The organism is uncultured Bacteroides sp. (genome assembly GCF_902491285.1).
Lineage (GTDB): Bacteria > Bacteroidota > Bacteroidia > Bacteroidales > Bacteroidaceae > Bacteroides.
This window is the reverse complement of sequence record NZ_CABUHK010000003.1, coordinates 82,278-106,474: the sequence shown is the minus strand read 5'-3', so window position 1 is coordinate 106,474 and position 24,197 is coordinate 82,278. Positions and strand designations below refer to the sequence as shown.

General features: G+C 39.3%; 23 protein-coding genes. 9 read left to right on the top strand and 14 right to left on the bottom strand.

Features of this window, described 5'->3' with window-relative positions; all coding sequences use genetic code 11:
• Positions 1-6 precede the first annotated feature (6 nt).
• From RDN93_RS01560 to glf, 7 genes are all read right to left on the bottom strand, one after another.
• Positions 7-1,782 (bottom strand): hypothetical protein, encoded by a 1,776-nt coding sequence (locus tag RDN93_RS01560; protein WP_308743912.1) that lies wholly within the window; start codon positions 1,780-1,782, stop codon positions 7-9.
• Position 1,783: 1 nt separating this feature from the next.
• Complete coding sequence (locus tag RDN93_RS01555) at positions 1,784-2,674, bottom strand: NAD(P)-dependent oxidoreductase (protein WP_279096601.1); 891 nt, start codon at positions 2,672-2,674, stop codon at positions 1,784-1,786.
• A gap of 10 nt (positions 2,675-2,684) precedes the next feature.
• Positions 2,685-3,758: a CDP-glucose 4,6-dehydratase gene (rfbG, locus tag RDN93_RS01550; protein WP_308743911.1), complete on the bottom strand. Its 1,074-nt coding sequence runs from the start codon at positions 3,756-3,758 to the stop codon at positions 2,685-2,687.
• An 11-nt stretch (positions 3,759-3,769) separates the two neighbouring features.
• The gene (rfbF, locus tag RDN93_RS01545) at positions 3,770-4,549 is read right to left on the bottom strand and encodes a glucose-1-phosphate cytidylyltransferase (protein WP_279096604.1); all 780 of its coding nucleotides are present in this window, start codon (positions 4,547-4,549) and stop codon (positions 3,770-3,772) included.
• A 26-nt stretch (positions 4,550-4,575) separates the two neighbouring features.
• Positions 4,576-5,919 carry a lipopolysaccharide biosynthesis protein RfbH gene (rfbH, locus tag RDN93_RS01540; protein WP_308743910.1) on the bottom strand — a complete coding sequence of 448 codons (1,344 nt, stop codon included), beginning with the start codon at positions 5,917-5,919 and terminating at the stop codon, positions 4,576-4,578.
• 136 nt (positions 5,920-6,055) lie between these two features.
• Positions 6,056-7,087, bottom strand: a complete 1,032-nt coding sequence (locus RDN93_RS01535) for a galactofuranosyltransferase (RefSeq protein WP_279096608.1) — start codon at positions 7,085-7,087, stop codon at positions 6,056-6,058.
• Position 7,088: 1 nt separating this feature from the next.
• Entirely contained in the window at positions 7,089-8,210 is a 1,122-nt protein-coding gene (glf, locus tag RDN93_RS01530; RefSeq protein WP_279096611.1) for a UDP-galactopyranose mutase, read from the bottom strand.
• Positions 8,211-8,323: 113 nt separating this feature from the next.
• Here glf and RDN93_RS01525 point away from each other — a divergent pair, with 113 nt between their 5' ends.
• Positions 8,324-9,466 (top strand): glycosyltransferase family 1 protein, encoded by a 1,143-nt coding sequence (locus tag RDN93_RS01525; RefSeq protein ID WP_308743909.1) that lies wholly within the window; start codon positions 8,324-8,326, stop codon positions 9,464-9,466.
• Here RDN93_RS01525 and RDN93_RS01520 read toward each other — a convergent pair.
• Entirely contained in the window at positions 9,456-10,448 is a 993-nt protein-coding gene (locus tag RDN93_RS01520; RefSeq protein ID WP_279096616.1) for a polysaccharide deacetylase family protein, read from the bottom strand. The genes RDN93_RS01525 and RDN93_RS01520 overlap by 11 nt on opposite strands.
• 105 nt (positions 10,449-10,553) lie before the next feature.
• Here RDN93_RS01520 and RDN93_RS01515 point away from each other — a divergent pair, with 105 nt between their 5' ends.
• The 3 genes from RDN93_RS01515 to RDN93_RS01505 are packed head-to-tail and all read left to right on the top strand — an operon-like array spanning position 10,554 to position 13,608.
• Complete coding sequence (locus RDN93_RS01515; protein ID WP_279096618.1) at positions 10,554-11,531, top strand: SDR family oxidoreductase; 978 nt, start codon at positions 10,554-10,556, stop codon at positions 11,529-11,531.
• Positions 11,532-11,538: 7 nt separating this feature from the next.
• Positions 11,539-12,828, top strand: a complete 1,290-nt coding sequence (locus RDN93_RS01510) for a nucleotide sugar dehydrogenase (RefSeq protein WP_279096620.1) — start codon at positions 11,539-11,541, stop codon at positions 12,826-12,828.
• Between the two features lie 9 nt (positions 12,829-12,837).
• Positions 12,838-13,608, top strand: a complete 771-nt coding sequence (locus tag RDN93_RS01505; protein WP_279096623.1) for a lipopolysaccharide kinase InaA family protein — start codon at positions 12,838-12,840, stop codon at positions 13,606-13,608.
• On the opposite strand, the gene RDN93_RS01500 is transcribed toward RDN93_RS01505, so the two are convergent.
• From RDN93_RS01500 to RDN93_RS01485, 4 genes are read right to left on the bottom strand one after another with little or no spacing between them, the layout of a single operon-like run.
• The gene (locus tag RDN93_RS01500) at positions 13,598-14,569 is read right to left on the bottom strand and encodes a glycosyltransferase family 4 protein (protein WP_308743908.1); all 972 of its coding nucleotides are present in this window, start codon (positions 14,567-14,569) and stop codon (positions 13,598-13,600) included. The two genes, RDN93_RS01505 and RDN93_RS01500, sit on opposite strands and share 11 nt — an antisense overlap.
• Before the next feature lie 12 nt (positions 14,570-14,581).
• A complete protein-coding gene (locus RDN93_RS01495; RefSeq protein ID WP_279096628.1) occupies positions 14,582-15,493 on the bottom strand; it encodes a glycosyltransferase family 2 protein in 912 nt (303 codons plus the stop codon).
• A gap of 18 nt (positions 15,494-15,511) precedes the next feature.
• The gene (locus tag RDN93_RS01490; protein WP_308743907.1) at positions 15,512-16,543 is read right to left on the bottom strand and encodes a glycosyltransferase family 9 protein; all 1,032 of its coding nucleotides are present in this window, start codon (positions 16,541-16,543) and stop codon (positions 15,512-15,514) included.
• Between the two features lie 3 nt (positions 16,544-16,546).
• Positions 16,547-17,152, bottom strand: a complete 606-nt coding sequence (locus RDN93_RS01485; RefSeq protein WP_308743906.1) for a DUF4254 domain-containing protein — start codon at positions 17,150-17,152, stop codon at positions 16,547-16,549.
• Positions 17,153-17,269: 117 nt separating this feature from the next.
• Here RDN93_RS01485 and pdxB point away from each other — a divergent pair, with 117 nt between their 5' ends.
• Positions 17,270-18,316 (top strand): 4-phosphoerythronate dehydrogenase PdxB, encoded by a 1,047-nt coding sequence (gene pdxB, locus RDN93_RS01480; RefSeq protein WP_308743905.1) that lies wholly within the window; start codon positions 17,270-17,272, stop codon positions 18,314-18,316.
• Positions 18,317-18,345: 29 nt separating this feature from the next.
• Here the strand turns inward: pdxB and purN are convergent, their stop codons facing one another.
• Positions 18,346-18,969, bottom strand: a complete 624-nt coding sequence (purN, locus tag RDN93_RS01475) for a phosphoribosylglycinamide formyltransferase (RefSeq protein ID WP_308743904.1) — start codon at positions 18,967-18,969, stop codon at positions 18,346-18,348.
• 98 nt (positions 18,970-19,067) lie between these two features.
• Between purN and RDN93_RS01470 the strand changes: the two genes are divergently transcribed.
• From RDN93_RS01470 to rnc, 3 genes are read left to right on the top strand one after another with little or no spacing between them, the layout of a single operon-like run.
• Positions 19,068-19,304 carry an acyl carrier protein gene (locus RDN93_RS01470; RefSeq protein WP_004291965.1) on the top strand — a complete coding sequence of 79 codons (237 nt, stop codon included), beginning with the start codon at positions 19,068-19,070 and terminating at the stop codon, positions 19,302-19,304.
• An 18-nt stretch (positions 19,305-19,322) separates the two neighbouring features.
• The gene (fabF, locus tag RDN93_RS01465; protein ID WP_308743901.1) at positions 19,323-20,585 is read left to right on the top strand and encodes a beta-ketoacyl-ACP synthase II; all 1,263 of its coding nucleotides are present in this window, start codon (positions 19,323-19,325) and stop codon (positions 20,583-20,585) included.
• Complete coding sequence (rnc, locus tag RDN93_RS01460) at positions 20,551-21,468, top strand: ribonuclease III (RefSeq protein WP_308743900.1); 918 nt, start codon at positions 20,551-20,553, stop codon at positions 21,466-21,468. Before fabF ends, rnc begins: the two co-directional genes overlap by 35 nt.
• 13 nt (positions 21,469-21,481) lie before the next feature.
• Here rnc and RDN93_RS01455 read toward each other — a convergent pair whose 3' ends face one another.
• A complete protein-coding gene (locus tag RDN93_RS01455) occupies positions 21,482-22,492 on the bottom strand; it encodes an ATP-dependent 6-phosphofructokinase (protein WP_308743899.1) in 1,011 nt (336 codons plus the stop codon).
• A gap of 136 nt (positions 22,493-22,628) precedes the next feature.
• On the opposite strand from RDN93_RS01455, the gene RDN93_RS01450 reads away from it, so the two are divergent.
• Positions 22,629-24,140 (top strand): GH3 auxin-responsive promoter family protein, encoded by a 1,512-nt coding sequence (locus RDN93_RS01450; RefSeq protein WP_308743898.1) that lies wholly within the window; start codon positions 22,629-22,631, stop codon positions 24,138-24,140.
• Positions 24,141-24,197: the final 57 nt, after the last annotated feature.

Sequence of the window (24,197 nt, the reverse complement as noted above, 5' to 3'; positions counted from 1 at the left end):
CACTAATTAAACATCAGGTAATAATATATCAAAATAGCGATTCGTCCAAACTGTTTTATAATGATTCATATCTAAAAAATTATTCATAGCTTTTATTTGATCCGGACGAGATAAAACGTTTTCAGGAAGATGATTAACATCCATAAAATAAGGATCATAGTCCCCCCATAAATTTGTAGCTCTAAAATTCTGTCGCAATACAACAGGAAGTGGAGTTTTTTTTGACATAGCAAATTGCAACTGTCGTTCTAATTCGGCTCCCGAAAGACACCATAGCCAAGCATTCGAAATATACGAGCGTGTATCTGTCATATAATTTAGTCCCGGCATAAAATTATAAACTAAAAGAAAATCGCCAGGCTTCACATATTTTTCTAAAACAGGCAACAAGTCATTCATTAAATTTGCACGATAGGAGCCTGTATAGATAAAACGACAATACTGATTATCAATAGAATGCACTTTTTCCAATCGACTATCCGGATCATAATAAGCCAAATTATCATTTTTATAAATACCACAAGCTATATAGCTCACGAATATAATGCACAAATAACAGCGTACATAACGCTTATACATAGAATATTTTCCTAGCTTCTCATTCCAAATAACCTCATCTTCAAATAAACGACACAAATAAGCTGTCCCTAATGGCAGAGCTAACCAAGCTGATGTCCACATTGTATTAATACCTTGATCACTCCCCAAAGGCATACAGACAATCATAAAAAGAGAAGCTAAAGCCACATATCTCATACGAAGTTCTTCACTCCGGTTATAATTTATTAGAATTAATATAGTGCCAACATAAGATATAAAGTGAGTAAAATACATATCATTATGCCGAAGAGCCTTATTAAAGCATAGACCTAAAAAAATCCAAACAAGCACAAACAAAAGATTCAATACCCATGAGGAATATTTATTTATCAGTTTACTCTGCAACCAAGTATAAACTTCACCCAATAACACAACAATCCCCCCCACAGATATTATTCCCCAATAATTCTTTGCATATCTTACAATTAACCTCCCAAACTGGTGAGAATTAGTCTCATCGGTTGCACTGCTAGCTACCCCTGTCATGGCCTCCATAAAAAAAGCCCAATATCCCCAATAGTACATAGCCGCAATTATTACTGCTACCCCCACAATCGTCCCCCAAGCAGCCGTCCACATTTGACTATTAAAAAAACGCATACTACCGTTCTTCCAATATTGGCAAACCGGAATTAATAATATAATGGGTAAAATAGCTAGATTAGGTATTCGAACAAAGATATTAACACCTAACATAAATCCACCAATAAAGAACCAAACAAGCCTACCAGTTTCAAGTCCCCGCCAAAAAACAATAACAACCCAAAGTACAATAAAAGCAGTCAATGAGTTATAGCCATAAGGTTTAGGATCACCGACAACTATTAACATTTGAGCTATCAAACCAACTAATAACCAACCTGAATTTATACTTTTTTTCAAAAACACATAAGAAAGACAGAATGTTCCTGTCACTATTATTATTCCTAAAATCCGTGTTCCTAAGAAGCCTCCTGCTGGAAACAATAGATTCCATGCTCCACCAATTGCACCAGTAACCCAATATGGCATCTGCGCTACCACACATTCAGGATTCTTAAATATTTGTTGATAAAAATACATTCCCCAACCTTCGTCAGACAAGTCAAAACCCTGTACTGCACACGCAAGTTGATACAATACAACTACAACTAAAGCATATGCAAATTTATGTTTTCGGATATGATGCAAAATAATTTCCATTTTATTTATCAATCAACAAAAGGTTTCTATCTAATTGCTCTTTATTATCTGAATACCATATATATAAATCACGAATAGCCAATGCCAAAGGAGTTAAGTTAAGGTCAAGTTCACTCTTCAAACGAGAGTTATCCCCACTATATTCTAACCCCATCCCTTCTTGAGATACAACAATCGGATGTAAAGGCTTTCCCGCTACCTCACGTACAATTACCGCTAAGTCATATAATGAGATTGAAGAATCTGGAGTAATATTATAAGCTTTATATTTAGGTTCATTCTGCACAAACCAATCTAATATAGGCATAAAATCATTTACATATAAATAATCAAACTTGCGGTTCTGTTTAATCGAAATTGGCAGATTAAATAAGACTTTACAAATAGCATTTGAAATAAAACGGATAGCATAGTCTTCATATTTACCAAAAATACCAAACACACGTAAATCATAAATATTAGAGCAATGAGCAATAACTTTCTCACATACATACTTACAATATCCATGTTCATCTACAGGTATATGTTCCATCCATGAATCCTCTTTCATTTTAGGCTGATAATTACGATTATCGTATATCGCTCCAGAACCTATTACTAGTATTTTTTCAAAACACTCCTTATATTTCTCCAAATTAAAAAACATACGGGTGTTAATATAAAATATATTTGAGAAATCCTTTGCATTTCTATGACTTGGTTTCACCGCCGCATGTATGACAACATCTACCGTATGTTTATGCAAATAATCAGCAACACTCTTTTCATCCGCTACATTTAACTCCGAACTTGAAGGAGATAATACATTGTATTTATCAACCAAAAAGCTCTCATGTATATTACGCCCGATGAAACCACTACCACCTGTTAAAAGTATCGTTTTACTTCCCATCAATTATATTTCATTCATTTATATATTTATTGATTTGTTCCACACACAAATCATAGACAGCCTCATCGTTATACCTTTTATACCACTCTACTGTCATTTGAATAGTTTGTTCCAAATCAAGTCTAGGTTGCCATCCTAATCTAAAATAAACCTTTGAAATATCAAGCATTAACAATTTAGCTTCATGCAAGCTATTTGGATCAGAACAATCACAAAGTTCACCCTTACCATAATATTTTATGACACGTTCTGCAATTCCCCACACATTTTCAACAGACTCCAGTTTCGGACCAAAATTCCATCCTTCACAATATTCAGTAGGAGCTTCCCACATTTTCTTCGCCAATAGCATATAGCCTCCTAATGGTTCTAAAACATGCTGCCATGGACGAATAGATTTAGGACTTCTAATATCAATAGTCTTATCAGCTTCCAAAGCTCTTATACAATCAGGAATTATCCGGTCTTTCGCCCAATCCCCACCTCCAATAACATTCCCAGCACGAACACTTGCGATTGCTTTACCATGCATATTGTAATCAGCAGGATTAAAAAAAGAGCGTCTCCATGAAGATATCGCAATTTCGGCACAACCTTTTGAAGAAGAATAAGGATCATATCCCCCCATAGGTTCATTTTCCCGGTATCCCCATAACTGCTCTGCATTTTCATAACATTTATCAGTAGTTATCATAACTCCTACTTTCACACTCTCCGTAGCACGAATCGCTTCTAAAACATGAAGTGTTCCCATCACATTGGTTTCATATGTTTCGACAGGCATCTCATAAGAAAGCCTAACAAGAGGCTGGGCAGCCAAATGAAAGACGATATCAGGCTGATAGGTTTTAAAGATTTCTTTGAGCAATTCTCCATTGCGTATATCACCACGCAAATCGGTTATCATAGTACCAATTCCTGAAAGCACATAATTATCCTTTTCAGAAGTTGGCTCTAATGCTAGTCCAATAACCTCAGCACCCAACTCATGTAACCATATAGAAAGCCAAGATCCTTTAAAACCTGTATGCCCTGTCACCAGAACTCTCTTTCCACGGTAAAAATTATGAAAAGTATCGACCATTTCTATCTATTTTATTTCCAAACCTTCCAAGGAGCTTTATTTTGCTCCCACATCTCATTCAATTCCGAGTTATCCCTCAAGGTATCCATCGGCTTCCAAAATCCTCGGTGTTTATAAGCATGCATTTGTCCAGCTTTAGCAATCTCCTCCAAAGGTTTTCCCTCAAAAGAAGTAGAATCACCACCTTTTATAAAACTTAGTACCTCCGGTTCACAAACAAAATAACCTGCATTTATCCAATTGCGGTCACCATCCGGTTTTTCCATAAAAGACTTCACCTTATTGGTACCCAAATCGATTTCTAATGCTCCAAACTTCCCGCCCGGCTTATAAGCAGTCACAGAAAGCAAACAACCAGATTTCTCATGTTCGGCTATAGTATCTGCAATATTTAAGTCTGTCACACCGTCACCATAAGTCAACAAAAATGGTTCATCTTCCAAATACTTTTCGACTCGTTTTATTCTGCCACCCGTCATTGTATTCAATCCGGTATCTACCATCGTAACACGCCAGTTTTCAGAATGATTATCTAAAATCTCGACACGATTATTAGATAAATCTACTGTCATATCGCAATTATGCCGAAAATAGTTAGCAAAATATTCCTTTATGACATATTGTTTATAACCACAGCAGATAATAAAATCATTAATTCCGTAATAACTATAAGTCTTCATTATATGCCACAAAATAGGTTTCCCTCCTATTTCCACCATTGGCTTTGGAATTAAATTTGTAGCTTCACTCAATCTTGAGCCAAAGCCACCGGCTAAAATGACAGCTTTCATAATCTAATTTATTTTGTGTTATAATATTAATGTGAATCCACAAACTGTTTAATCGTATCCACCATAAATTGTAACATTTCAGGTTTCATTCCCGGATAAACTCCAATCCAGAAAGTATTATTCATTACGAAGTCGGTATTTACCAGCTCACCAACAACACGATAACCTTCACCGGATTTCCTCATTTCATTAAAAGCCGGATGTTTCAACAGGTTACCTGCAAAAAGATTACGAGTCTGTATTTTATTCTTTTCCAAATATTCAGATAATTCATTGCGAGTAAAACCGGCATCTTCTTTCACAGAAATAAGAAAACCGAACCAGCTCGGATTGGAATTCTTCTCGGCTTCAGGTAAAATCAACCCTCTTGTACCGGCCAGCTTTTCTTTCAGGAAATTAAAGTTCTTTCTGCGGGCTGATACTATTTGATCCAATTTCTCCAGTTGCGCGCAACCTATAGCAGCCTGCATATCTGTTACTTTCAGATTATACCCAAAATGAGAGTAAACATATTTATGATCATATCCAAGAGGCAATTCGCCATATTGTTTACTAAAACGAGATTTGCAAGTATTATCTACTCCACCTATGCACCAACAATCACGTCCCCAATCACGAAATGAGTTTATCAACCTATGCAACAATGGATCGTTCGTATAAACTGCTCCTCCTTCTCCCATTGTCATATGATGAGGAGGATAAAAACTGGAGGTTCCAATATGCCCGAATGTCCCGGTTTTACGGGTTTCACCTTTTAAAGTATATTCAGTCCCCAAAGCGTCACAATTATCTTCTACCAGCCACAGATTGTGAGTATCACAGAACTCTTTCACAGCCTCTAAATTAAACGCATTCCCCAAAGAGTGGGCAATCATTACCGCTTTTGTCTTGTCTGAATATGCCGCTTCGAGTTGAGTTATATCTATGTTATATTCCGGAACAGTTATGTCTACAAAAACAGGGATAGCACCATATTGAATACAAGGAGTAACTGTAGTAGGGAATCCACAGGCCACAGTTATAACTTCATCCCCCCTTTTTATACAACGTTCCCCAAGCTCGGGAGAGGTTAAAGCCATAAATGCCAACAGATTAGCTGATGATCCAGAATTGGTCAACGAACAATATTTAACCCCCAGCCAATCAGCCAGTCTTTTTTCAAAACGGTGGGCCCACGGACCGGCAGTCAACCAAAAATCCAAAGAAGAATCGACCAAATTTACCAATTCTTCTTCGCCAAAATAACGACCGCCATAATTCACAAATGTTTTACCCGGAACAAATTCTTTAGACTGCCCAAAAGTCTCAGCATAATACTCTTTCACAAGCGAAAGTATTTGTTCCTTCAAATTATTTTCTTTCTGTTCCATAATCACTTTTTTCCTTATTCCTCGTTTCTAAATTCACAAATAGAACCATCAAGACTTATATTAAATGCGCAAAGATACGAATTACTGCGCCATCTTTACATCTTTTATGCAAAAAAGAGGTTCAACCTCTCCTTTTTTAGCTTTTTAATGCAGTTATGGCCTTGAGAACCGCACTAGAAAAATATTCTCCATCTTGAAGTTTCTGACTGATTTCTGCGACATTTTTTTGCATTTCAGCATATTGCTGTAGCGTTAAATCAGACAGAACCGCATCCAAATCCTCCAATGAATCAACACATATTCCAATTTTATGTTCACGAACAAAAGACGCTAAAGCAGCCTTGTTCCAAATAATAACAGGCAACCCGCAACGGATGTATAAAGATGTTTTATGAGGATTATTATATTGAAGATATTCTCCCCAGTCGCCTGCACATGTCGAGATAGAAGAGCCGTCCCATACCAGGCCCCAATCCCCCTGTGCAGTAGAAATCAGATCGTCGGACTTAACAAATCCCATATAAGTAAAATGTTCTTTTCCCTTCGCTTTATCCAATTCGAAGCCCGCCCCATAAAGATTGAATCGGAATGACGGACCGGCATATGTACCGATTTCATACAGAAAAGCATTTTTACGCGGATGTAGCCCCCCCGCATAAAGAATCCTAAAAGGTTTTCGCACATCTGAAGGTACATTGGCAACAGAAGTTGAAAGATAATCAAAAATTTCAAGAGTCCCCAATTTCGCCTTACAACCTTGTTCCTCAAGCCATTGTTTCATTCTATCATTATGAGCTATGATATAGTCCGAATGATTCAAACGTTGAATCTCACGTACAACAGTAAGTTTATGTCTACGGAAACTTCCCAAATCATGGATGACCGTTACAACTTTTGCCCCTCTTAAATGAGCCATATTACAAACAAATTCATAATATTTCTTCAGTGGATACTGCAATACCAGAACATCTCCCTTATGCAGACAGAAAGGAGATTTCAAGACTCCCAAAAGAGTCACGACAAACGCCAGTATCTTATTTGAATAAACAGTCTGTTTCAAACCGATATTCTTAAATGACATATCAGACATTATCTGTTCAATATCAGTCTTTGCTTTATTCCCTGCGCTAGAAAGTCCTCTGTAATTTCGTGACAAATAACAATTCATATTACTTTTTTCTTAAATCTATTTCTTTTTTCGCCAAACTTAATGCAGCTTCCACTGTATCGTCCATATCCAAATAGGCATACTTCCCTAAACGCCCTCCAAACAAAACACTACTATCTCGAACAGCCAACTCTTGATATTTACAATACAACTTCATGTTTTTTTCATCATTCACAGGATAGTAAGGTTCTTTTCCAACTCCAAACGAATCCGGGAATTCATACGTAACCACCGTTGTAGGCTGCGTACCAAATTCAAAGTGCTTATGTTCAATCACCCTGGTATAAGGGACCTCACGCTCACAATAATTAATGACTGCATTTCCCTGAAAATTACTGATATTCAAACTATGATTCTCAAAACGTAAACTACGATACTCCAAATTTCCAAAACAGCAATCAAAATATTCATCTATACAACCGGTAAACAAAGTCCTATCCGCAATAGAACCCAATTCTGCCTTAGATTTAAAATAGTCAGTATTCAAACGTACATCAACCCCTTCCAACAAAGCAGCAATAAGCACATTATATCCGCCAATAGGAATGCCCTGATAAGCATCATTAAAATAATTATTATCATATATAAAACGGAAAGGTATCCTGTTAATGATAAAAGCCGGAAGTTCTTTAGCTGAACGTCCCCACTGTTTCTCCGTATACCCCTTTATCAGGCAGGAATAGATATCTTCTCCGCACAGCTTTAACGCCTGCTCTTCCAAATTTCGGGGTTTTTTTATAAAATCAAAAGCTTTACGTTGTTCTGCGATTTTTGCTTGTGCCTCTGCAGGAGTCTTTACTCCCCACAACTGAGAAAAAGTATTCATATTAAAAGGCAAATTATACAATTTGCCCTTAAAACAGGCTAATGGTGAATTTGTGTATCGGTTGAACTTCACAAAACGATTCACAAAATCCCAAACATTCTGATTATCTGTATGAAAAATATGAGCACCATATTTGTGAACACGTATACTGTCTATATCTTCACAGTAAACATTTCCTCCTTTATGAGAGCGCTTATCTATCACCAAACAAGAACATCCCGCCTGACGCATCTGATAAGCAAACACTGCTCCGTATAAGCCAGCACCTACAATTAAATAGTCATATTTCCGTCTCATAAATAGCCTCAACTTATAATAATTTGACAAAGATATGCAAAATCCCCTTAGAAACAGAAGGTATCTTATTATTTTTATTACATTTGCCATATCATTAAAAAAGGTTTCAACATATGAGAATAGGTTTTGACGGTAAACGAGCAGTACAAAATAAAACAGGGCTAGGAAACTATAGTCGCTTCATCATAGATATATTGAGCCGGTTTCACAAAGAAAATCAATACATCATCTACGCCCCAAAGCCAAAAGAGAACAAAGTCCTAGACCGTATCCTTTCAAGAGAAAACATACAGGTAACTTATCCTACATCCTATTTTTGGAAAAAAATCCGTTCATTATGGAGAATTTGGGGAATAAACAAACAGATAAAGGAAGAACAACTGTCACTCTTTCATGGACTCAGCAATGAACTGCCATTATCTATAAAAAAAAGTAAAACCAAAAGCATAGTAACCATACATGACTTAATATTCATACGCTACCCACAATTTTACAAATGGATTGACAGACACATATATACTTACAAATTTAAAAAAGCATGTCAAAACAGCGACCGCATCATTGCTATCAGTGAAATGACCAAACGCGACATCATTGCTTTTTTTGGAATAGACGCACATAAAATCGATGTTGTCTACCAAAGTTGCCATCCTATTTTTGAACAACCAGCAAGTAGTACACAGAAAAAAGAAATTCAGCAAAAATATCAGCTTCCAAACAAGTACATCTTAAACGTAGGCAGTATAGAAAGCCGTAAAAATCTACTTTTAATTGTGAAAGCACTGCAATATATCCCCGAGGACATATCGTTAGTCGCCATTGGAAAAAAAACGACATACACTAATGAGGTTGAAGAGTATATTAATAAACACCAGCTTAACCACAGAGTGCATATATTACACAATATCCCTTTTCAGGAACTCCCGGTTTTCTATCAATTGGCAAAGCTATTTGTATACCCTTCCTTTTTTGAAGGTTTTGGCATTCCAATCATAGAAGCCATACACTCCAACATCCCTGTTATTGCCGCTACTGGCTCATGCCTAGAAGAGGCTGGTGGTCCGGATTCTATTTACATCAACCCGAATAACGAAAAAGAACTTGCTATAAATATCAACAAAATACTCACCTCACCCGACCTGGCCAGCAAGATGACAACAAAAGGGAAAGAATATATCAAACGCTTTTCCGATGAAACAATAGCCCAAGATATTATGCAAGTATATCAGAAAGCATTATCTGCCACTAAGGCTTAAGGGCTAGCTTCACTTTAAAATCCGGCAAATCAAAACGCGCAGCACAACGAGGTAAAAGGAAAGGGTCGCTATTTCTCTGCAAACGCTCGTTCATTGTAGTAAAAGCAAGTTTGTACCCGGCTTCCTTTACTGCTACACGGGCAGACTCACTGATGTCACCTTGCTTCAAATTCCCATTCGGAAAAGCCAGATAAGCGCATTCACTTCCTATTCTTTGCTGGAGAATATGCCTGCTCTCAAAAATTTGCCGACGAGTCTCCCTTTCCTGTTGGAACGAATTACATATAAAATGATCCAAGCAATGAGAACCTATGATACAGTCATAATCCCGTTTAAGTTTCACAAGTTCATCCCAATTCATCGGAGCGTCAGAAGAATATTTTTCATAAAGTTCATCCAAAACATTGCTTGAAAGATTAGCTTCCAACTGCGAGCAAATCAAATTAACCTTTGCCACATCCGAATGTTTTAAAGCCCTATTTATCCTTTTCATAATTGCCATCCGTTCAGTATCGGTTGGCAAATCACAGTCGATATCAAGACAATCAACCTGAATGTGAGTTAACTGAGCACCTAATAATACAACTCTGTTTATGAAAGTCGGAAAACGCTTTCTCTTTTCCAAATGCTCCACCGACACAAATACAGTAAAAGGCAAAGACAAAGAAGAAAGAATCGGAGCAGCAACAGTCAGGTTATTTCGATACCCATCATCAAAAGTAATAACTACCTCTTGACCGTTAAATCCCGCAGATACAAACCTTTCATAATATTCATCCATCGAAATTACATCATAATGCTTTCGCAAATATTGCATTTCCGCCTCAAAAACATCCGGCAGCAGATGTAATGTTTGAACCGATGAATCTATAATTGTATCAACTCCATGATAAAACAATACTCTTGGAGTCTTGTTAAATGTCCGCCATAATCCAAGCACTCCAGAGCCAATCATTAAGTTTTTTAAAAAGGCATGCCGCATAAATACTTTTTTTAGAAGAGACAAAGCTATATAAAGTTTTCAAAAGAAGCAATTAATAGTCAAGAAAAGTATTATCTTTGCCCAGACTTACAATATTCAAAAGTAATGGAAAAAGATTCAACCATTTTAGTAACAGGAGGAGCAGGATTCATTGGTTCCAATCTGTGTGATCATCTCCTGAATCAGGGGCATCGTGTTGTATGTTTAGATAACTTCATAACAGGAAAACCAGAGAACATACAGCACCAGTTCAACAATCCTAATTTTAAATTGATAGTAGGCGATATACGTAATCTTGAAGACTGCAGAAAGGCGACAGAAGGAGTAGATTATGTATTGCATGAGGCTGCATTAGGCTCTGTTCCCCGTTCAATAAAAGATCCGATTACCACAAACGAAGTCAATATAGGTGGATTTTTAAATATGTTGGTTGCCGCCAGAGATGCAAAAGTCAAGCGCTTTGTTTACGCCGCCAGTTCTTCTACTTATGGAGATTCACAGTCATTGCCTAAAGTAGAAGAAGTAATAGGCAAACCTTTATCTCCTTATGCTATAACTAAATATGTCAATGAGCTATATGCCGATATTTTTTCCAAAACTTATGGAATAGAATGCATCGGACTTCGCTACTTCAATGTGTTTGGACGACGCCAGGACCCCAATGGGGCATACGCTGCTGTTATTCCTCTTTTCGTAAGGAAGCTTATACAATATGAATCTCCCGTCATCAATGGTAACGGAGAATACTCCAGAGACTTTACCTATATCGATAATGTCATCCAAATGAATGTATTAGCATTATCAACCAAGAACCCTAATGCTCTTAACACTGTATATAACACTGCATTTGGAGAGCGTACAACCCTTAATCAACTGACTGGCTATCTAAAAGATTTTCTAAGTGTTTATGACCCGAAAATTGCTTCTGTTGAGATAAAACATGGGCCAAACAGATTGGGGGACATTCCACATTCCCTTGCCTGCATTGATAAAGCTAAAATGTTATTGAACTATTCACCCAAATTCAGCATGAAAGAGGGATTAAAAGAAGCAATCGACTGGTATTGGACAAATCTTAAGTAAAAGCAGTATGGGAAATATAAAAATAGGTATTATCGGATTAGGGTATGTAGGTTTACCATTAGCACGCTTGTTCGCTACAAAATATCCAGTAATAGGCTTTGATGCTAAAAAGACCAGAGTAGAAGAATTGATGACCGGACATGACTCCACTTTAGAAGTGGATGATGAGACATTACGTTCTGTCTTAAGAAAAAATACACCCGACAAAGAAGAAACCGGTTTATATTGCTCTTACAGCCTGGAAGACCTGAGAAGTTGTAATTATTATATAATATGCGTACCAACCCCGGTCGACAAACATCACAATCCGGATTTAACCCCGCTATACAAAGCCAGTGAAACTGTAGCCAAAGTTATCAACAAAGGAGACACTGTCATTTATGAATCAACAGTATATCCAGGAGTTACCGAAGAAGAATGTATTCCTGTTATCGAAAGAATATCCGGTCTGAAATTCAATATCGATTTCTTTGCCGGTTATTCTCCTGAGCGCATTAACCCAGGAGACAAGCAGCACACTGTCGAGAAAATCAAAAAAGTGACTTCCGGTTCAACACCTGAAATCGGGAAAAAAATAGACCATCTTTATAGTTCTGTAATTACGGCAGGTACACATCTAGCTTCCTGTATAAAGGTTGCAGAAGCCGCCAAAGTCATCGAGAATTCTCAAAGAGACATCAATATAGCATTCGTCAACGAACTATCCAAGATCTTTAACTTGATGGGAATAGACACACAAGAGGTACTGGATGCCGCTGCCACAAAATGGAACTTTCTACCCTTTAAACCCGGGTTAGTCGGTGGGCATTGCATTGGAGTAGACCCTTATTATTTAGCCCAAAAGGCCCAAGACTACGGCTATCATCCCGAGGTCATACTCGCCGGAAGAAGAATAAATGACAGTATGGGTGAATATATTGCCAACCAGGTCGTAAAATGCTTAATCAAGAAAGGAAACTATGTGAAAGGCTCACACATATTAGTTTTAGGGTTTACATTTAAAGAGAACTGCCCAGATGTACGCAATACAAAAGTCTTTGATATTATAAAAGCATTAAAAGACTACAATACCAATATCACAATCTATGACTATTGGGCTAAACCTGAAGAAGTAAAAAGAGAATATAACTTAGAAATAGCCAATGAGCTTCCCAAAGATAAGTTTGATGCAATAGTCCTTGCAGTAGCTCACAATGAATTTCTGAAACTTGACATCAAAAATATGATAAAACAGGATGGGATTATTTATGATGTAAAAGGCCTACTTAAAAGCAATATGGTTGACGGACGTTTATAATCTTTTTTTATGATTGACTATCAGATTAATCCCCAATATGCACATTTAAAAGAATGTATTCTATCTCTACCCGAACGTTTCGAGAAAGAAGGAGAAGTTATATATTCAGGAAGAAATACACTAAAAGTAATTAAATGCGGAGAAGTACCCATGTGCGTCAAAGCATTTAAACTACCACACTTCATCAATAAAATAGCTTATGCTTATTTTCGGAAATCGAAAGCCGAACGTTCTTTCATTTATGCAACCCGCTTCAACAAGTTAGGCATTAATACTCCTGAACCAATAGCCTTTATATTATATAAAGACAAACTTGGACTAACAAAAAGTTACTATATCTGCCGCCAACTGGATTACGACTTTACATTCAGAGGTATAAGTAATTTACCTCGGCAGGAACAGGAAACCGCTCTTCAAGAGTTCGTCAGATTTACCTATGCCTTTCACCAGAAAGGGGTTTATTTCATTGATCATTCGGCAGGAAACACTTTGATAAAGAAGAATACAAATGGGACCTTTAGCTTTTATTTGGTAGATTTAAACCGTACTAAATTTACTAATGTAACCACAAAGGAAGGATTGAGAAATCTTTCCAAATTAGAGGCCTCCCACAATATGCTCACCATAATGGGAAGAGAATATGCCCTTTTAACTCACTGCAATACAGAAACAACAACAAAGAAACTAATTCAGTTAACAGACAGACACAATAAAATAACCGAAAGAAAAAGCTTCATTCGGAACACTCGAAGAAAAATCAAGCGCCTCTTTACTTCATAAGGTACTTTTCTATACTTCGGGCCAATACATACCAATCAAAGTTCTCTACATTTTTACGTGCAGCTTTCCCCAATTGCTCTCTCAACCTTTCATTCTCTATTAAAGTTTTTAACCGACGGCGTATCATAAAAGCATATCTCCATGTATGAAGACCGGTAACGCCGTCTATCAGCAAATCACGTGTGCCTGCTGTTGTCGCAATAACAGGAAGAGCGCACGCCATTGCCTCTGCCACAGTATTTGACCATCCGGCATGCCCCTCCGCAGCCACAAAAACGTCTGCCCGATTAAACAGTTCCGAATTTTTATCAAAAGGATGATTCTGAACAAATTCAAAAGGAACAGAAGTAGAAAAGTTATCTATCAGTTTCTGAGCTTTCTCACTTATAGCCGTATCAAACAAAAGTAATTTTATATCATATCCTTTTTTATATAACTTCTCGCATGCTTTAACAACATACTTTGTACCTTTAACCCTCTCCGCCAAGCGTCCATAAGCCATAACACAAAAAGGACGCCCCTCAACAGAATAGTCTGTTTTTTCCTGATAATTTGAAACATTTACCCCACCCAACGCCTTGAAGGCTTCAATACCATATTTCTTCTTATCATATAAGTAGATATTAGTAGAGCACGCAAAAACCTCAATATCTGAATATTTTAAAGCATTCCGAAGTTTTTCCGTCATCCTGACGTGATAAAAAATCTTCCTTTTGGTATTAGCAGTAGTCAACTGTTCCAGAAATTTTACCTCCGTTGTAAACAATGCATCAATATCATCTTTCTGCAGAGCTGCAAAGTTCTTTGTTTCTCCTTTAAAATCATACCAAGACGGAGATTTTCCTTCTACTGTATAAACAGTGAAAGTATGGCCCAACTCTATAAAAATATTCCCTAATTCCAAAAAGCGCTTCACTCCACCATAAAGTTTCGTATGAGGCAAAATTACTCCTAAATGCATAATTATCCTAATTTATTTTTCCCATATTTTTTTTGAATGCGGACTTTTCTTAAATAAGCATAAGACTCTTTTTAACCGGCTACGAACTATATCTTTATTTAAAGTCAGACTATCTATCTTTTCTATGGCATTTTCATCAAAACGTTCACCTCGCTTAAGAATATTCCGCATAAAAGAAGCCGAAGTAATTCCCCATTTTAACAAGAACTGCATGCTACCATCATTCTTTCTAACCCGACCTGTTGAACGGGCTTCAAAATGATACACCCGACTTGCAGATACTCCCTTAAACAAACGCACACCCGCCATCCAAAGTTTCGCAGAGAAATCCGGATCACTATACATTCCCGGTGAAAACTCAACACTATACCCACCGACCAAATCCCAAATATCCCGATGCACAACATTAGGCGGCCAAGTAGCTCCCAGCCAGTCTAAATGAGGCAGTAACTGAAACTTACTCAATAGCTCTTCTTCATTAAATGTCTCCACACTTTCTCCAAAATTAGCAGGCGCTATCACACTTTTACAAAAAAAAGGACGAGGCTGAATTAAAGTAGATGAAAAGAAAAATTTATTATCCGGCAAGACCTGAATTTCGTTCCACAAAGCAGCATCCCAGCCCGGACATACATACATATCATCATTCATATACAAAATATAATTGGTCTTTACCAAAGGACGTAGTCCATTTAATGCCCAACAAACCCCGATATTATTCTCACTATAAGTATGTTCATATTCATTCTGCCGTATCCACGCAAGCGTACCATCCCTACCTTCATTTACATGAATTAGAATCTGATGTTTATATACCGAATTTTTATTTATACTCTCAATACATAATTTGAGATAATCTAAATTATTCCATGTGGGAATGAGAATCGAAAATTTACATTCATCTTCTAACAAATCCTTCTGCATTTTAATTCTTTTTTATTATCAACCAATTATCCCTTCAATCTTCGCAATCACCTGTTCAGGCTTTATCTCCCTCAAGCAAGCATAATCTCCTCGCCAGCAAGGTTTCTGTCCATACACCGAACAGGGACGACATAACAAATCGAGTTGCACAGTATTGACCGGCAATTGCTTCCAACCCATAAATCCAGCATAAGGATGAGTTGCCCCCCAAACGGAAACCACAGGAATATTAACCAAAGATGCCAAATGCATATTGGCAGAATCCATCGAAAGCATCACATCCAAATGACTCATCAGATTCAATTCCGTACGCATATTCAGCTTACCTATCATGGAAACGACAGTAGGATATTTGGCAATCCAAGAATCAAAGACTTCCTGCTCTTTTTTTCCACCGCCAAACAAAAACACCTTCACCCCTGGATTAGCGGCAAAATGGGCAACGACCCGTTCTTGCAATTCCAACGGATAAATTTTACCGATATGTTTAGCAAAAGGAGCGATACCAATCCATTTCTGATTTTCTTTCGGGCCGGTAACAGGTTCTATTTCCGCAAAATTTCCTTTCCCCTCTCCATAAATAGAAGAGAAGTTCAACAAAACCGAGAGACCGAGTTTTTCCAGTACATCAGCATAGCGACGGAAAGAACTTTTCTGATTCTCCATCACTTTATGACGACGGCGAACCAGTTTCTTTTTACCGGCTCTCCCTTTGCAAATGGAAGCTACCGGTATATTGGCAAGGCGGAACCGCAGACACAAATATTTTGACCGGAGCACATGATGAAAGTCAGCTACGTAATCGAAACGTATCTTTTTCAGTTCCGAATAAAGGCCATTCAATCCCCACAACCCTTTATGCTTGCCTGTCAAATCAGCTCCGATAAAATTCACATTCTCAGGCAAACCTTGAAAAAGCGGCTGCCACACAGCACGGCTCAACACTGTGATTTCATGCTGCGGATATTGCACAGCAAGCGAATGTATCACAGGTATCGTCATAGCTACATCGCCAAGGGCTGAAAATCGGATAATGAGAATACGCGCCATTTGTTATTTTTTTGCATAAAGCACCGGATTCAAAGCCGGGTCGTTATACATTTTCATCTGTTTATATACTTTCATGTACTTTCTTCCGGATTCGATGTCGGTCAGCAATTGCTCGATAGCGGAAGACAGGTCTTTCTGCTGCTCCAACAGGATATTCAGTTTGGCCTGACACTGCGTACGGTGTTCCTCGGTAGTATCCATACGTTCCACTTCCTGCTGCATGTGGTAAATTTTCAACGCAAGAATAGAAAGGCGGTCGATTGCCCATGCAGGACTCTCCGTATTGATAGTTGCATCAGAAAGTGGTTTGACGGTTTTATATTTATCCAAAAAATAGCTGTCTATCAGTTCAACCAAGTCTGTACGATCCTGATTGGACTTATCAATTCTTCTCTTCAAAGCCAGTGCTTCCACAGGATCAATCTGAGGGTCACGGATAATATCTTCGAAATGCCATTGAACGGCATCGATCCAATTCTTCAGGTATAAATAATACTCTATCGACTTCAACTCGTAAGGATTGTTCATCTGAGCATCCACACTATCCGTTACATGGTAATCATTAGTCGATTTCCAAAAAATCTCGTTGCAAAGGTTACTAAATGTCATAATCTTAACTAGCTTATAGATATATAATAGGGCAAATCTATGTAATATTTTTCAGACAAGCAACCGTTTCTTACTTTTTTATTTGCTACCTTTGTGGATATTAAAGATGAATTGTATATGAAAATTATTATAGATAACAAGATTCCTTATATAAAAGAAGCGGTTCAGGGAATAGCCGATGAGGTAATTTATGCGCCGGGAAAGGATTTCACACCAGAACTAGTACGGAACGCAGATGCGCTGATTGTCCGCACCCGCACGCATTGCAACCGGGAATTACTAGAGGGTAGCCGGGTAAAGTTTATAGCCACAGCAACCATAGGTTTCGACCATATCGATACGGACTATTGCAAGCGGGCAGACATAAAATGGACGAATGCACCGGGATGTAATTCGGCTTCTGTTGCTCAATATATACAATCATCGCTTCTTGTATGGAAGTCTATCAGGAATAAAAAGTTAGATGAGTTGACTATAGGAATCATAGGGGTAGGCAATGTAGGAAGCAAGGTGGCAAAAATCGCACAAGACTTTGGTATGCGCGTTTTGCAGAACGACTTACCACGGGAAGAGAAAGAAGGAAGCGAATCTTTCACCTCTTTAAATAAGATTGCGGAAGAATGTGACATCATTACCTTTCACGTACCTTTATATAAGGAAGGGGAATATAAAACATTCCATTTGGCAGACGAAAACTTTTTTCGTTCACTAAAACGAAAACCTCTCATCATTAATACGTCCCGTGGAGAAGTTATTGAGACAGAGTCCCTTCTGAACGCTCTGCACAGTCAGGTTATTTCGGATGCCATTATCGATGTCTGGGAACACGAACCGGAAATTAATCGCGAACTGCTGGAGAAAGTCATTATCGGCACCCCACACATTGCCGGCTACTCCGCTGACGGGAAAGCAAATGCAACACGTATGTCACTAGACGCCATATGCAAATTCTTCCAAATAGATGGAGATTATGAAATCAATGCACCAACACCAGCTAGCCCTGTCATCTACGCAAAAAGCCACGAAGATGCCATCCTTCAAATATATAATCCCGTCGAAGACAGCAAGCGATTGAAAGCCCACCCGGAACTGTTTGAGACTTTGCGTGGAGATTATCCGTTAAGAAGAGAGGAAAAAGCATATACTATTAAGTATAAGGAATAAGCAGCACCTTATTCCCTCTTACCTTATCTTTATTTCTCATTCAACAGTTTTTCTATGACCAAAGGAAAGTGCTCATACTCCAAAGCATGTATTTTCTTTGCCACATCATCAGGAGAATCTGTCGGAAATATGGGACAGACAGCCTGAAAGATTGTGTCCCCTTTATCATAATGCTCATTAATATAATGTATAGTGATGCCGCTTTCTTTTTCACCGGCGGCTACCACTGCCTGATGAACACGATCGCCATACATTCCTTTTCCACCATATTTAGGCAGAAGAGCCGGATGTATATTTATAATTTTATCGGGATAAGCATACAAAAGCAAATCCGGTACACGAATCAGAAAGCCTGCCAGCACGATTAAATCAATGCGGAACTCTTGCAATACAGCCAGAATTTCGTCTCCGGCTATCCAATCTTCCTTTGGAAACACGTTACAGGGCACTCCCAGGCGATGCGCACGTTCTAAAACATAGGCATCACTCTTATTAGAAAGTACCAACGAAACCTGAACGGAATCGTTTTTTTGGAAATACCGGATAATATTCTCGGCATTTGAACCGGAACCGGAAGCGAAAATTGCGATGTTTTTCTTCATAACTCTCAAATTCGATGCACAAAACAGTGAAAAATGTGCAAAACATTGCATTTATTTAGTCAAATATTTGCGCAAAACGATAAATATTCATTCCTTTGCACCGCAAATTTAAAGAAATAAAACTAATTATTAATTAAAAACTTAAAGTTATGTCTGAAATTGCATCAAGAGTGAAAGCGATTATCGTCGATAAATTAGGCGTAGAAGAATCAGAAGTTACTAACGAAGCTAGCTTCACTAACGACCTGGGAGCTGATTCTCTTGACACTGTAGAACTTATCATGGAATTCGAAAAAGAATTCGGTATCTCTATTCCTGATGACCAAGCAGAAAAGATTGGTACTGTAGGTGATGCTGTATCTTATATCGAAGAACACGCTAAGTAATTATCCGATTTCATCAATATGGAATTAAAAAGAGTGGTAGTAACAGGCCTTGGCGCCATTACTCCCGTTGGCAACAGCGTTCCCGAATTTTGGGAAAACATTGTGAACGGGGTTAGTGGAGCAGGACCTATTACTCATTTTGATGCGTCGCTTTTCAAGACCCAATTCGCATGCGAAGTGAAGAACTTCGATGCAACAAAATACATCGACCGCAAAGAAGCAAGAAAAATGGATTTGTACACTCAGTACGCCATCGCTGTTGCCAAAGAAGCGGTAGCAGACTCCGGTCTTGACACAGAGAAAGAAGACTTGAACAAAATCGGTGTTATTTTCGGCGCCGGTATTGGTGGTATACATACATTTGAAGAAGAGGTAGGCAACTACTACACTCGTCAGGAAATGGGTCCGAAGTTTAATCCGTTCTTCATTCCAAAGATGATTTCGGATATCGCTGCCGGACAGATTTCTATCATGTATGGTTTCCACGGTCCTAATTATGCGACTTGTTCAGCATGTGCTACTTCTACCAATGCTATTGCAGATGCTTTCAACCTGATTCGTCTGGGCAAAGCAAATGTGATTATATCCGGTGGTTCGGAAGCAGCTATTTTCCCTGCAGGTGTGGGTGGATTCAACGCTATGCATGCTCTGTCAACCCGCAACGACGAGGCTTCCAAAGCTTCACGTCCGTTCAGCGCAAGCCGTGACGGTTTCGTAATGGGTGAAGGCGGCGGCTGTCTGATTCTGGAAGAGTTGGAACATGCTAAGGCACGTGGTGCAAAAATCTACGCAGAAGTTGCCGGTGTAGGTATGTCTGCTGATGCACATCACTTGACTGCTTCTCATCCGGAAGGTCTGGGAGCTAAACTGGTGATGAGAAATGCACTGGAAGATGCAGAAATGGATCCGAAAGAAGTAGATTACATCAATGTACACGGTACATCTACTCCGGTAGGTGATATTTCAGAAGCAAAAGCGATTAAGGAAGTATTCGGTGACCATGCGTTCGAATTGAATATCAGTTCAACAAAATCAATGACAGGCCATTTGCTGGGTGCTGCCGGTGCGGTAGAATCTATTGCAAGTATCCTTGCCATCAAGAACGGTATTGTTCCTCCGACTATCAACCACGAAGAAGGTGACAACGACGAGAATATCGACTATAACCTTAATTTCACGTTCAACAAAGCACAGAAACGCGAAGTTAATGTTGCCTTGTCCAACACATTTGGATTCGGCGGTCACAATGCGTGCGTTATCTTCAAGAAATACGCTGAGTAATATCGTGTTACGTAACCAAATAGATAAGATAAGGCTCCTGTTCCGCAAGGACAGAGAGTCTTATCTTTGTTTTTACCGGATACTCGGGTTCTACCCGCGTAATATCCGGCTTTACGAGCAGGCCCTTCTGCACAAATCAACTTCTGTCCGCTCGGAAAAAGGACGTCCTTTGAATAATGAGCGACTGGAATTTCTCGGTGACGCCATCCTTGACGCCATCGTGGGAGATATTGTCTACAAGCGTTTTGAAGGAAAACGGGAAGGTTTTCTGACAAATACCCGTTCCAAGATTGTACAACGGGAGACTCTGAACAAGTTGGCTGTCGAGATTGGTTTGGATAAACTCATAAAGTATTCTACCCGCTCTTCTTCTCACAACAGTTATATGTACGGAAATGCTTTTGAAGCATTTATCGGAGCCATTTATCTGGATCAGGGGTATGAACGTTGCAAACAGTTTATGGAGCAACGAATCATCAACCGTTACATCGACCTGGATAAAATATCCCGTAAGGAGGTTAACTTCAAATCCAAGTTAATCGAATGGAGCCAGAAAAGTAAGATGGAAGTTTCTTTTGAGTTAATAGAACAATTCCTTGATAAAGACAGCAATCCAGTATTCCAGACAGAAATACGCATTGAAGGGCTTCCTGCCGGGACAGGTACCGGATATTCAAAAAAAGAGTCTCAGCAGAATGCCGCCCAGATGGCTATCAAGAAAGTGAAAGACCCGGTATTCATTACGACCATTAACGAGTCAAAAACATCACAATCGGCAATGACAGATGAATCTGAAGCCGAAACGGATACAGACTCCGAGACGGAACTTGAAAACATATCAAAAGAGAGCCTGCCTGCCGACAGCGAAACAGCTATGGCATAATCATTTACGGAATCTAACCAAAGCAAATCCCCATACGGCGCCCCTGAATCACAAGATCGTGATCTTCAGTAACTAGTTTTAATTTCCCCGCGACTTCCTCGAGAGGGATAGACGAAATATTGTCTCCGTTCAAAGCGACCATACGTCCAAATTCCCCATTAGCAATCAGTTCCGTTGCATGACCGCCCATACGGGTCGACAGATTCCGGTCGAAAGGAGTAGGCGAACCGCCGCGCTGGATATACCCCAATACAGTTTCACGAGTCTCAATTCCGGTTTCATATTCAATCTCCTGTGCAATATATTCTGCAGCACGTTTACGGCCGTCTGTCTGAATCCCTTCGGCTACTACTACAATAGAATAAGGCTTCCCCTTTTTCAGTCTTTCCAGAATTGTATTGCCAATATTCTTTATGCTATAAGGGATTTCAGGGACAAGGATAACGTCTCCCCCACCCGCCATACCGGAATACAAAGCTATCCACCCGGCTTTATGCCCCATCACTTCAATCACCATCACCCTTTTATGGGAACTGGCAGTAGAATGCAGACGGTCGATGGCATCCGTAGCGATGCTTACAGCCGAATCGAATCCGAAAGAGATATCCGTCCCCCAAATGTCATTATCAATGGTTTTCGGGACTGATACTATATTCACGCCCATCGCGGCAAACTTGGCAGCAGTCTTCTGCGTTCCGTTTCCCCCGATGCAGACTACACAATCCAGCCCCATCTCCTTAATATTCTGAAGAATCAGTGCCGGTTTGTCAACATCCGAGATAACTCCCCCTTTTTTAAAGGGCTTTTCACGAGAAGTGCCCAACATCGTCCCGCCAAGATTCAGCAAACCAGACAATGATTTATCCGTAAAAGACTCGACGTCTTTCGTCAGCAACCCCTGAAAGCCGCTGTGAATACCAATCACTTCCATCCCATAATAATTGATGGCTGTCTTACACACGCCACGAATGGTGGCATTAATACCGGGGCAGTCCCCGCCTGAGGTTAAGATTCCGATTCTCATTGTCGCATTTTTTAGTCAAAAACTCGGGGATTCTAGTAAACTCGTCAATTTTAACGATTATTTCCGTCGTAAAGATAGAAAAAAAAGATAAATAAGTTACTTTTGCACGACTAAACATTATTATGTTAAAGCAGAAATGAATATTACAAAAATTATTAGTAAGACTTTTGACTCCCGTTTAAAACAAATAGATCTATATGCTACTCAGGCAAGTGAGATTCAACATCGTGTATTGAATCGCTTGGTGCAGCAGGCTGCACGGACTGAATGGGGGAAAAAGTACGACTACTCCTCTATCCGCAGCTATGAAGATTTCAGAAAACGCCTTCCCATTCAGACTTATGAAGAAATTAAGCCCTATGTGGAACGTTTGCGGGCAGGAGAACAAAACCTGCTTTGGCCGTCGGAAATACGCTGGTTCGCCAAATCATCCGGTACGACTAATGATAAAAGTAAGTTTCTTCCCGTCAGCAAGGAAGCCTTGGAGGATATTCATTACAGAGGTGGCAAAGATGCCGCGGCTCTTTATTTCCGTATCAATCCGGACAGCCACTTTTTTTCCGGCAAGGGATTGATTCTGGGCGGCAGCCACAGTCCGAACCTTAATTCCAGTCATAGCCTGGTTGGAGATTTATCAGCTATTCTAATCCAAAATGTAAACCCGCTTATTAATTTCGTCCGCGTGCCAAGCAAGAAGATTGCTTTGATGAGCGAATGGGAAACGAAAATAGAAGCAATTGCCAACAGTACCATTCCGGTAAATGTAACCAGTTTGTCCGGCGTACCGTCCTGGATGCTAGTGCTTATCAAACGAGTTCTTGAGAAAACCGGAAAACGGACATTAGAGGAAGTATGGCCCAATCTGGAAGTGTTCTTCCACGGCGGAGTAGCCTTCACACCTTATCGCGAGCAGTACAAGCAGGTGATTCATTCACCGAAGATGCACTATGTAGAGACTTACAATGCTTCCGAAGGATATTTCGGCACACAGAATGACCTTTCCGACCCTTCTATGTTATTGATGATTGACTACGGAATCTTCTATGAATTTGTTCCGTTGGAGGAAGTTGGAAAAGAGAATCCGCGGGCATATTGCCTTGAAGAGGTAGAGTTGGACAAGAATTACGCAATGGTGATTTCTACTTCCTGCGGATTATGGAGATATATGATCGGAGATACAGTGAAGTTTACAAGCAAGAACCCTTATAAGTTCGTTATCACAGGACGGACGAAACATTTCATTAATGCTTTCGGCGAAGAACTGATTGTAGATAACGCTGAAAAAGGCCTGGCAAAAGCTTGCGCTGAGACCGGAGCACAGGTGAGTGAATATTCCGCCGCACCGGTATTCATGGATGAGCACGCAAAATGCCGTCACCAATGGCTGATAGAATTTGCCAAAATGCCGGATTCCGTAGATAAATTCGCCGCAATACTTGATGCCACATTGAAAGAAGTAAATTCGGACTATGAAGCGAAACGCTGGAAAGACATTGCATTGCAGCCATTGGAAGTCATCGTGGCGCGCCCGGAATTGTTTCATGACTGGCTGGCACAGAAAGGCAAATTAGGCGGACAGCACAAAGTACCCAGACTAAGCAATACACGCGAATATATTGAAGCAATGCTCGCATTGAACAACAAGTAAAACCATCCGAATAAATTTATTCACATACTTGAAACTATTTGTTTCACTGCTTGAAAC

Coding starts and splice junctions, on each gene's coding strand:
- RDN93_RS01505 (WP_279096623.1), top strand. CDS start 12,838: ATGATTGACTATCAGATTAATCCCCAATATGCACATTTAAAAGAATGT.
- glf (WP_279096611.1), bottom strand. CDS start 8,210: ATGAGACGGAAATATGACTATTTAATTGTAGGTGCTGGCTTATACGGA.
- RDN93_RS01495 (WP_279096628.1), bottom strand. CDS start 15,493: ATGCAGAAGGATTTGTTAGAAGATGAATGTAAATTTTCGATTCTCATT.
- rnc (WP_308743900.1), top strand. CDS start 20,551: ATGCGTGCGTTATCTTCAAGAAATACGCTGAGTAATATCGTGTTACGT.
- RDN93_RS01555 (WP_279096601.1), bottom strand. CDS start 2,674: ATGGGAAGTAAAACGATACTTTTAACAGGTGGTAGTGGTTTCATCGGG.
- RDN93_RS01455 (WP_308743899.1), bottom strand. CDS start 22,492: ATGAGAATCGGAATCTTAACCTCAGGCGGGGACTGCCCCGGTATTAAT.
- fabF (WP_308743901.1), top strand. CDS start 19,323: ATGGAATTAAAAAGAGTGGTAGTAACAGGCCTTGGCGCCATTACTCCC.
- RDN93_RS01490 (WP_308743907.1), bottom strand. CDS start 16,543: ATGGCGCGTATTCTCATTATCCGATTTTCAGCCCTTGGCGATGTAGCT.
- RDN93_RS01535 (WP_279096608.1), bottom strand. CDS start 7,087: ATGAATTGTTATTTGTCACGAAATTACAGAGGACTTTCTAGCGCAGGG.
- rfbH (WP_308743910.1), bottom strand. CDS start 5,919: ATGGAACAGAAAGAAAATAATTTGAAGGAACAAATACTTTCGCTTGTG.
- RDN93_RS01485 (WP_308743906.1), bottom strand. CDS start 17,152: ATGACATTTAGTAACCTTTGCAACGAGATTTTTTGGAAATCGACTAAT.
- RDN93_RS01510 (WP_279096620.1), top strand. CDS start 11,539: ATGGGAAATATAAAAATAGGTATTATCGGATTAGGGTATGTAGGTTTA.
- RDN93_RS01520 (WP_279096616.1), bottom strand. CDS start 10,448: ATGCGGCATGCCTTTTTAAAAAACTTAATGATTGGCTCTGGAGTGCTT.
- pdxB (WP_308743905.1), top strand. CDS start 17,270: ATGAAAATTATTATAGATAACAAGATTCCTTATATAAAAGAAGCGGTT.
- RDN93_RS01500 (WP_308743908.1), bottom strand. CDS start 14,569: ATGCATTTAGGAGTAATTTTGCCTCATACGAAACTTTATGGTGGAGTG.
- rfbG (WP_308743911.1), bottom strand. CDS start 3,758: ATGGTCGATACTTTTCATAATTTTTACCGTGGAAAGAGAGTTCTGGTG.
- purN (WP_308743904.1), bottom strand. CDS start 18,969: ATGCAATGTTTTGCACATTTTTCACTGTTTTGTGCATCGAATTTGAGA.
- RDN93_RS01515 (WP_279096618.1), top strand. CDS start 10,554: ATGGAAAAAGATTCAACCATTTTAGTAACAGGAGGAGCAGGATTCATT.
- RDN93_RS01470 (WP_004291965.1), top strand. CDS start 19,068: ATGTCTGAAATTGCATCAAGAGTGAAAGCGATTATCGTCGATAAATTA.
- RDN93_RS01450 (WP_308743898.1), top strand. CDS start 22,629: ATGAATATTACAAAAATTATTAGTAAGACTTTTGACTCCCGTTTAAAA.
- RDN93_RS01525 (WP_308743909.1), top strand. CDS start 8,324: ATGAGAATAGGTTTTGACGGTAAACGAGCAGTACAAAATAAAACAGGG.
- RDN93_RS01560 (WP_308743912.1), bottom strand. CDS start 1,782: ATGGAAATTATTTTGCATCATATCCGAAAACATAAATTTGCATATGCT.
- rfbF (WP_279096604.1), bottom strand. CDS start 4,549: ATGAAAGCTGTCATTTTAGCCGGTGGCTTTGGCTCAAGATTGAGTGAA.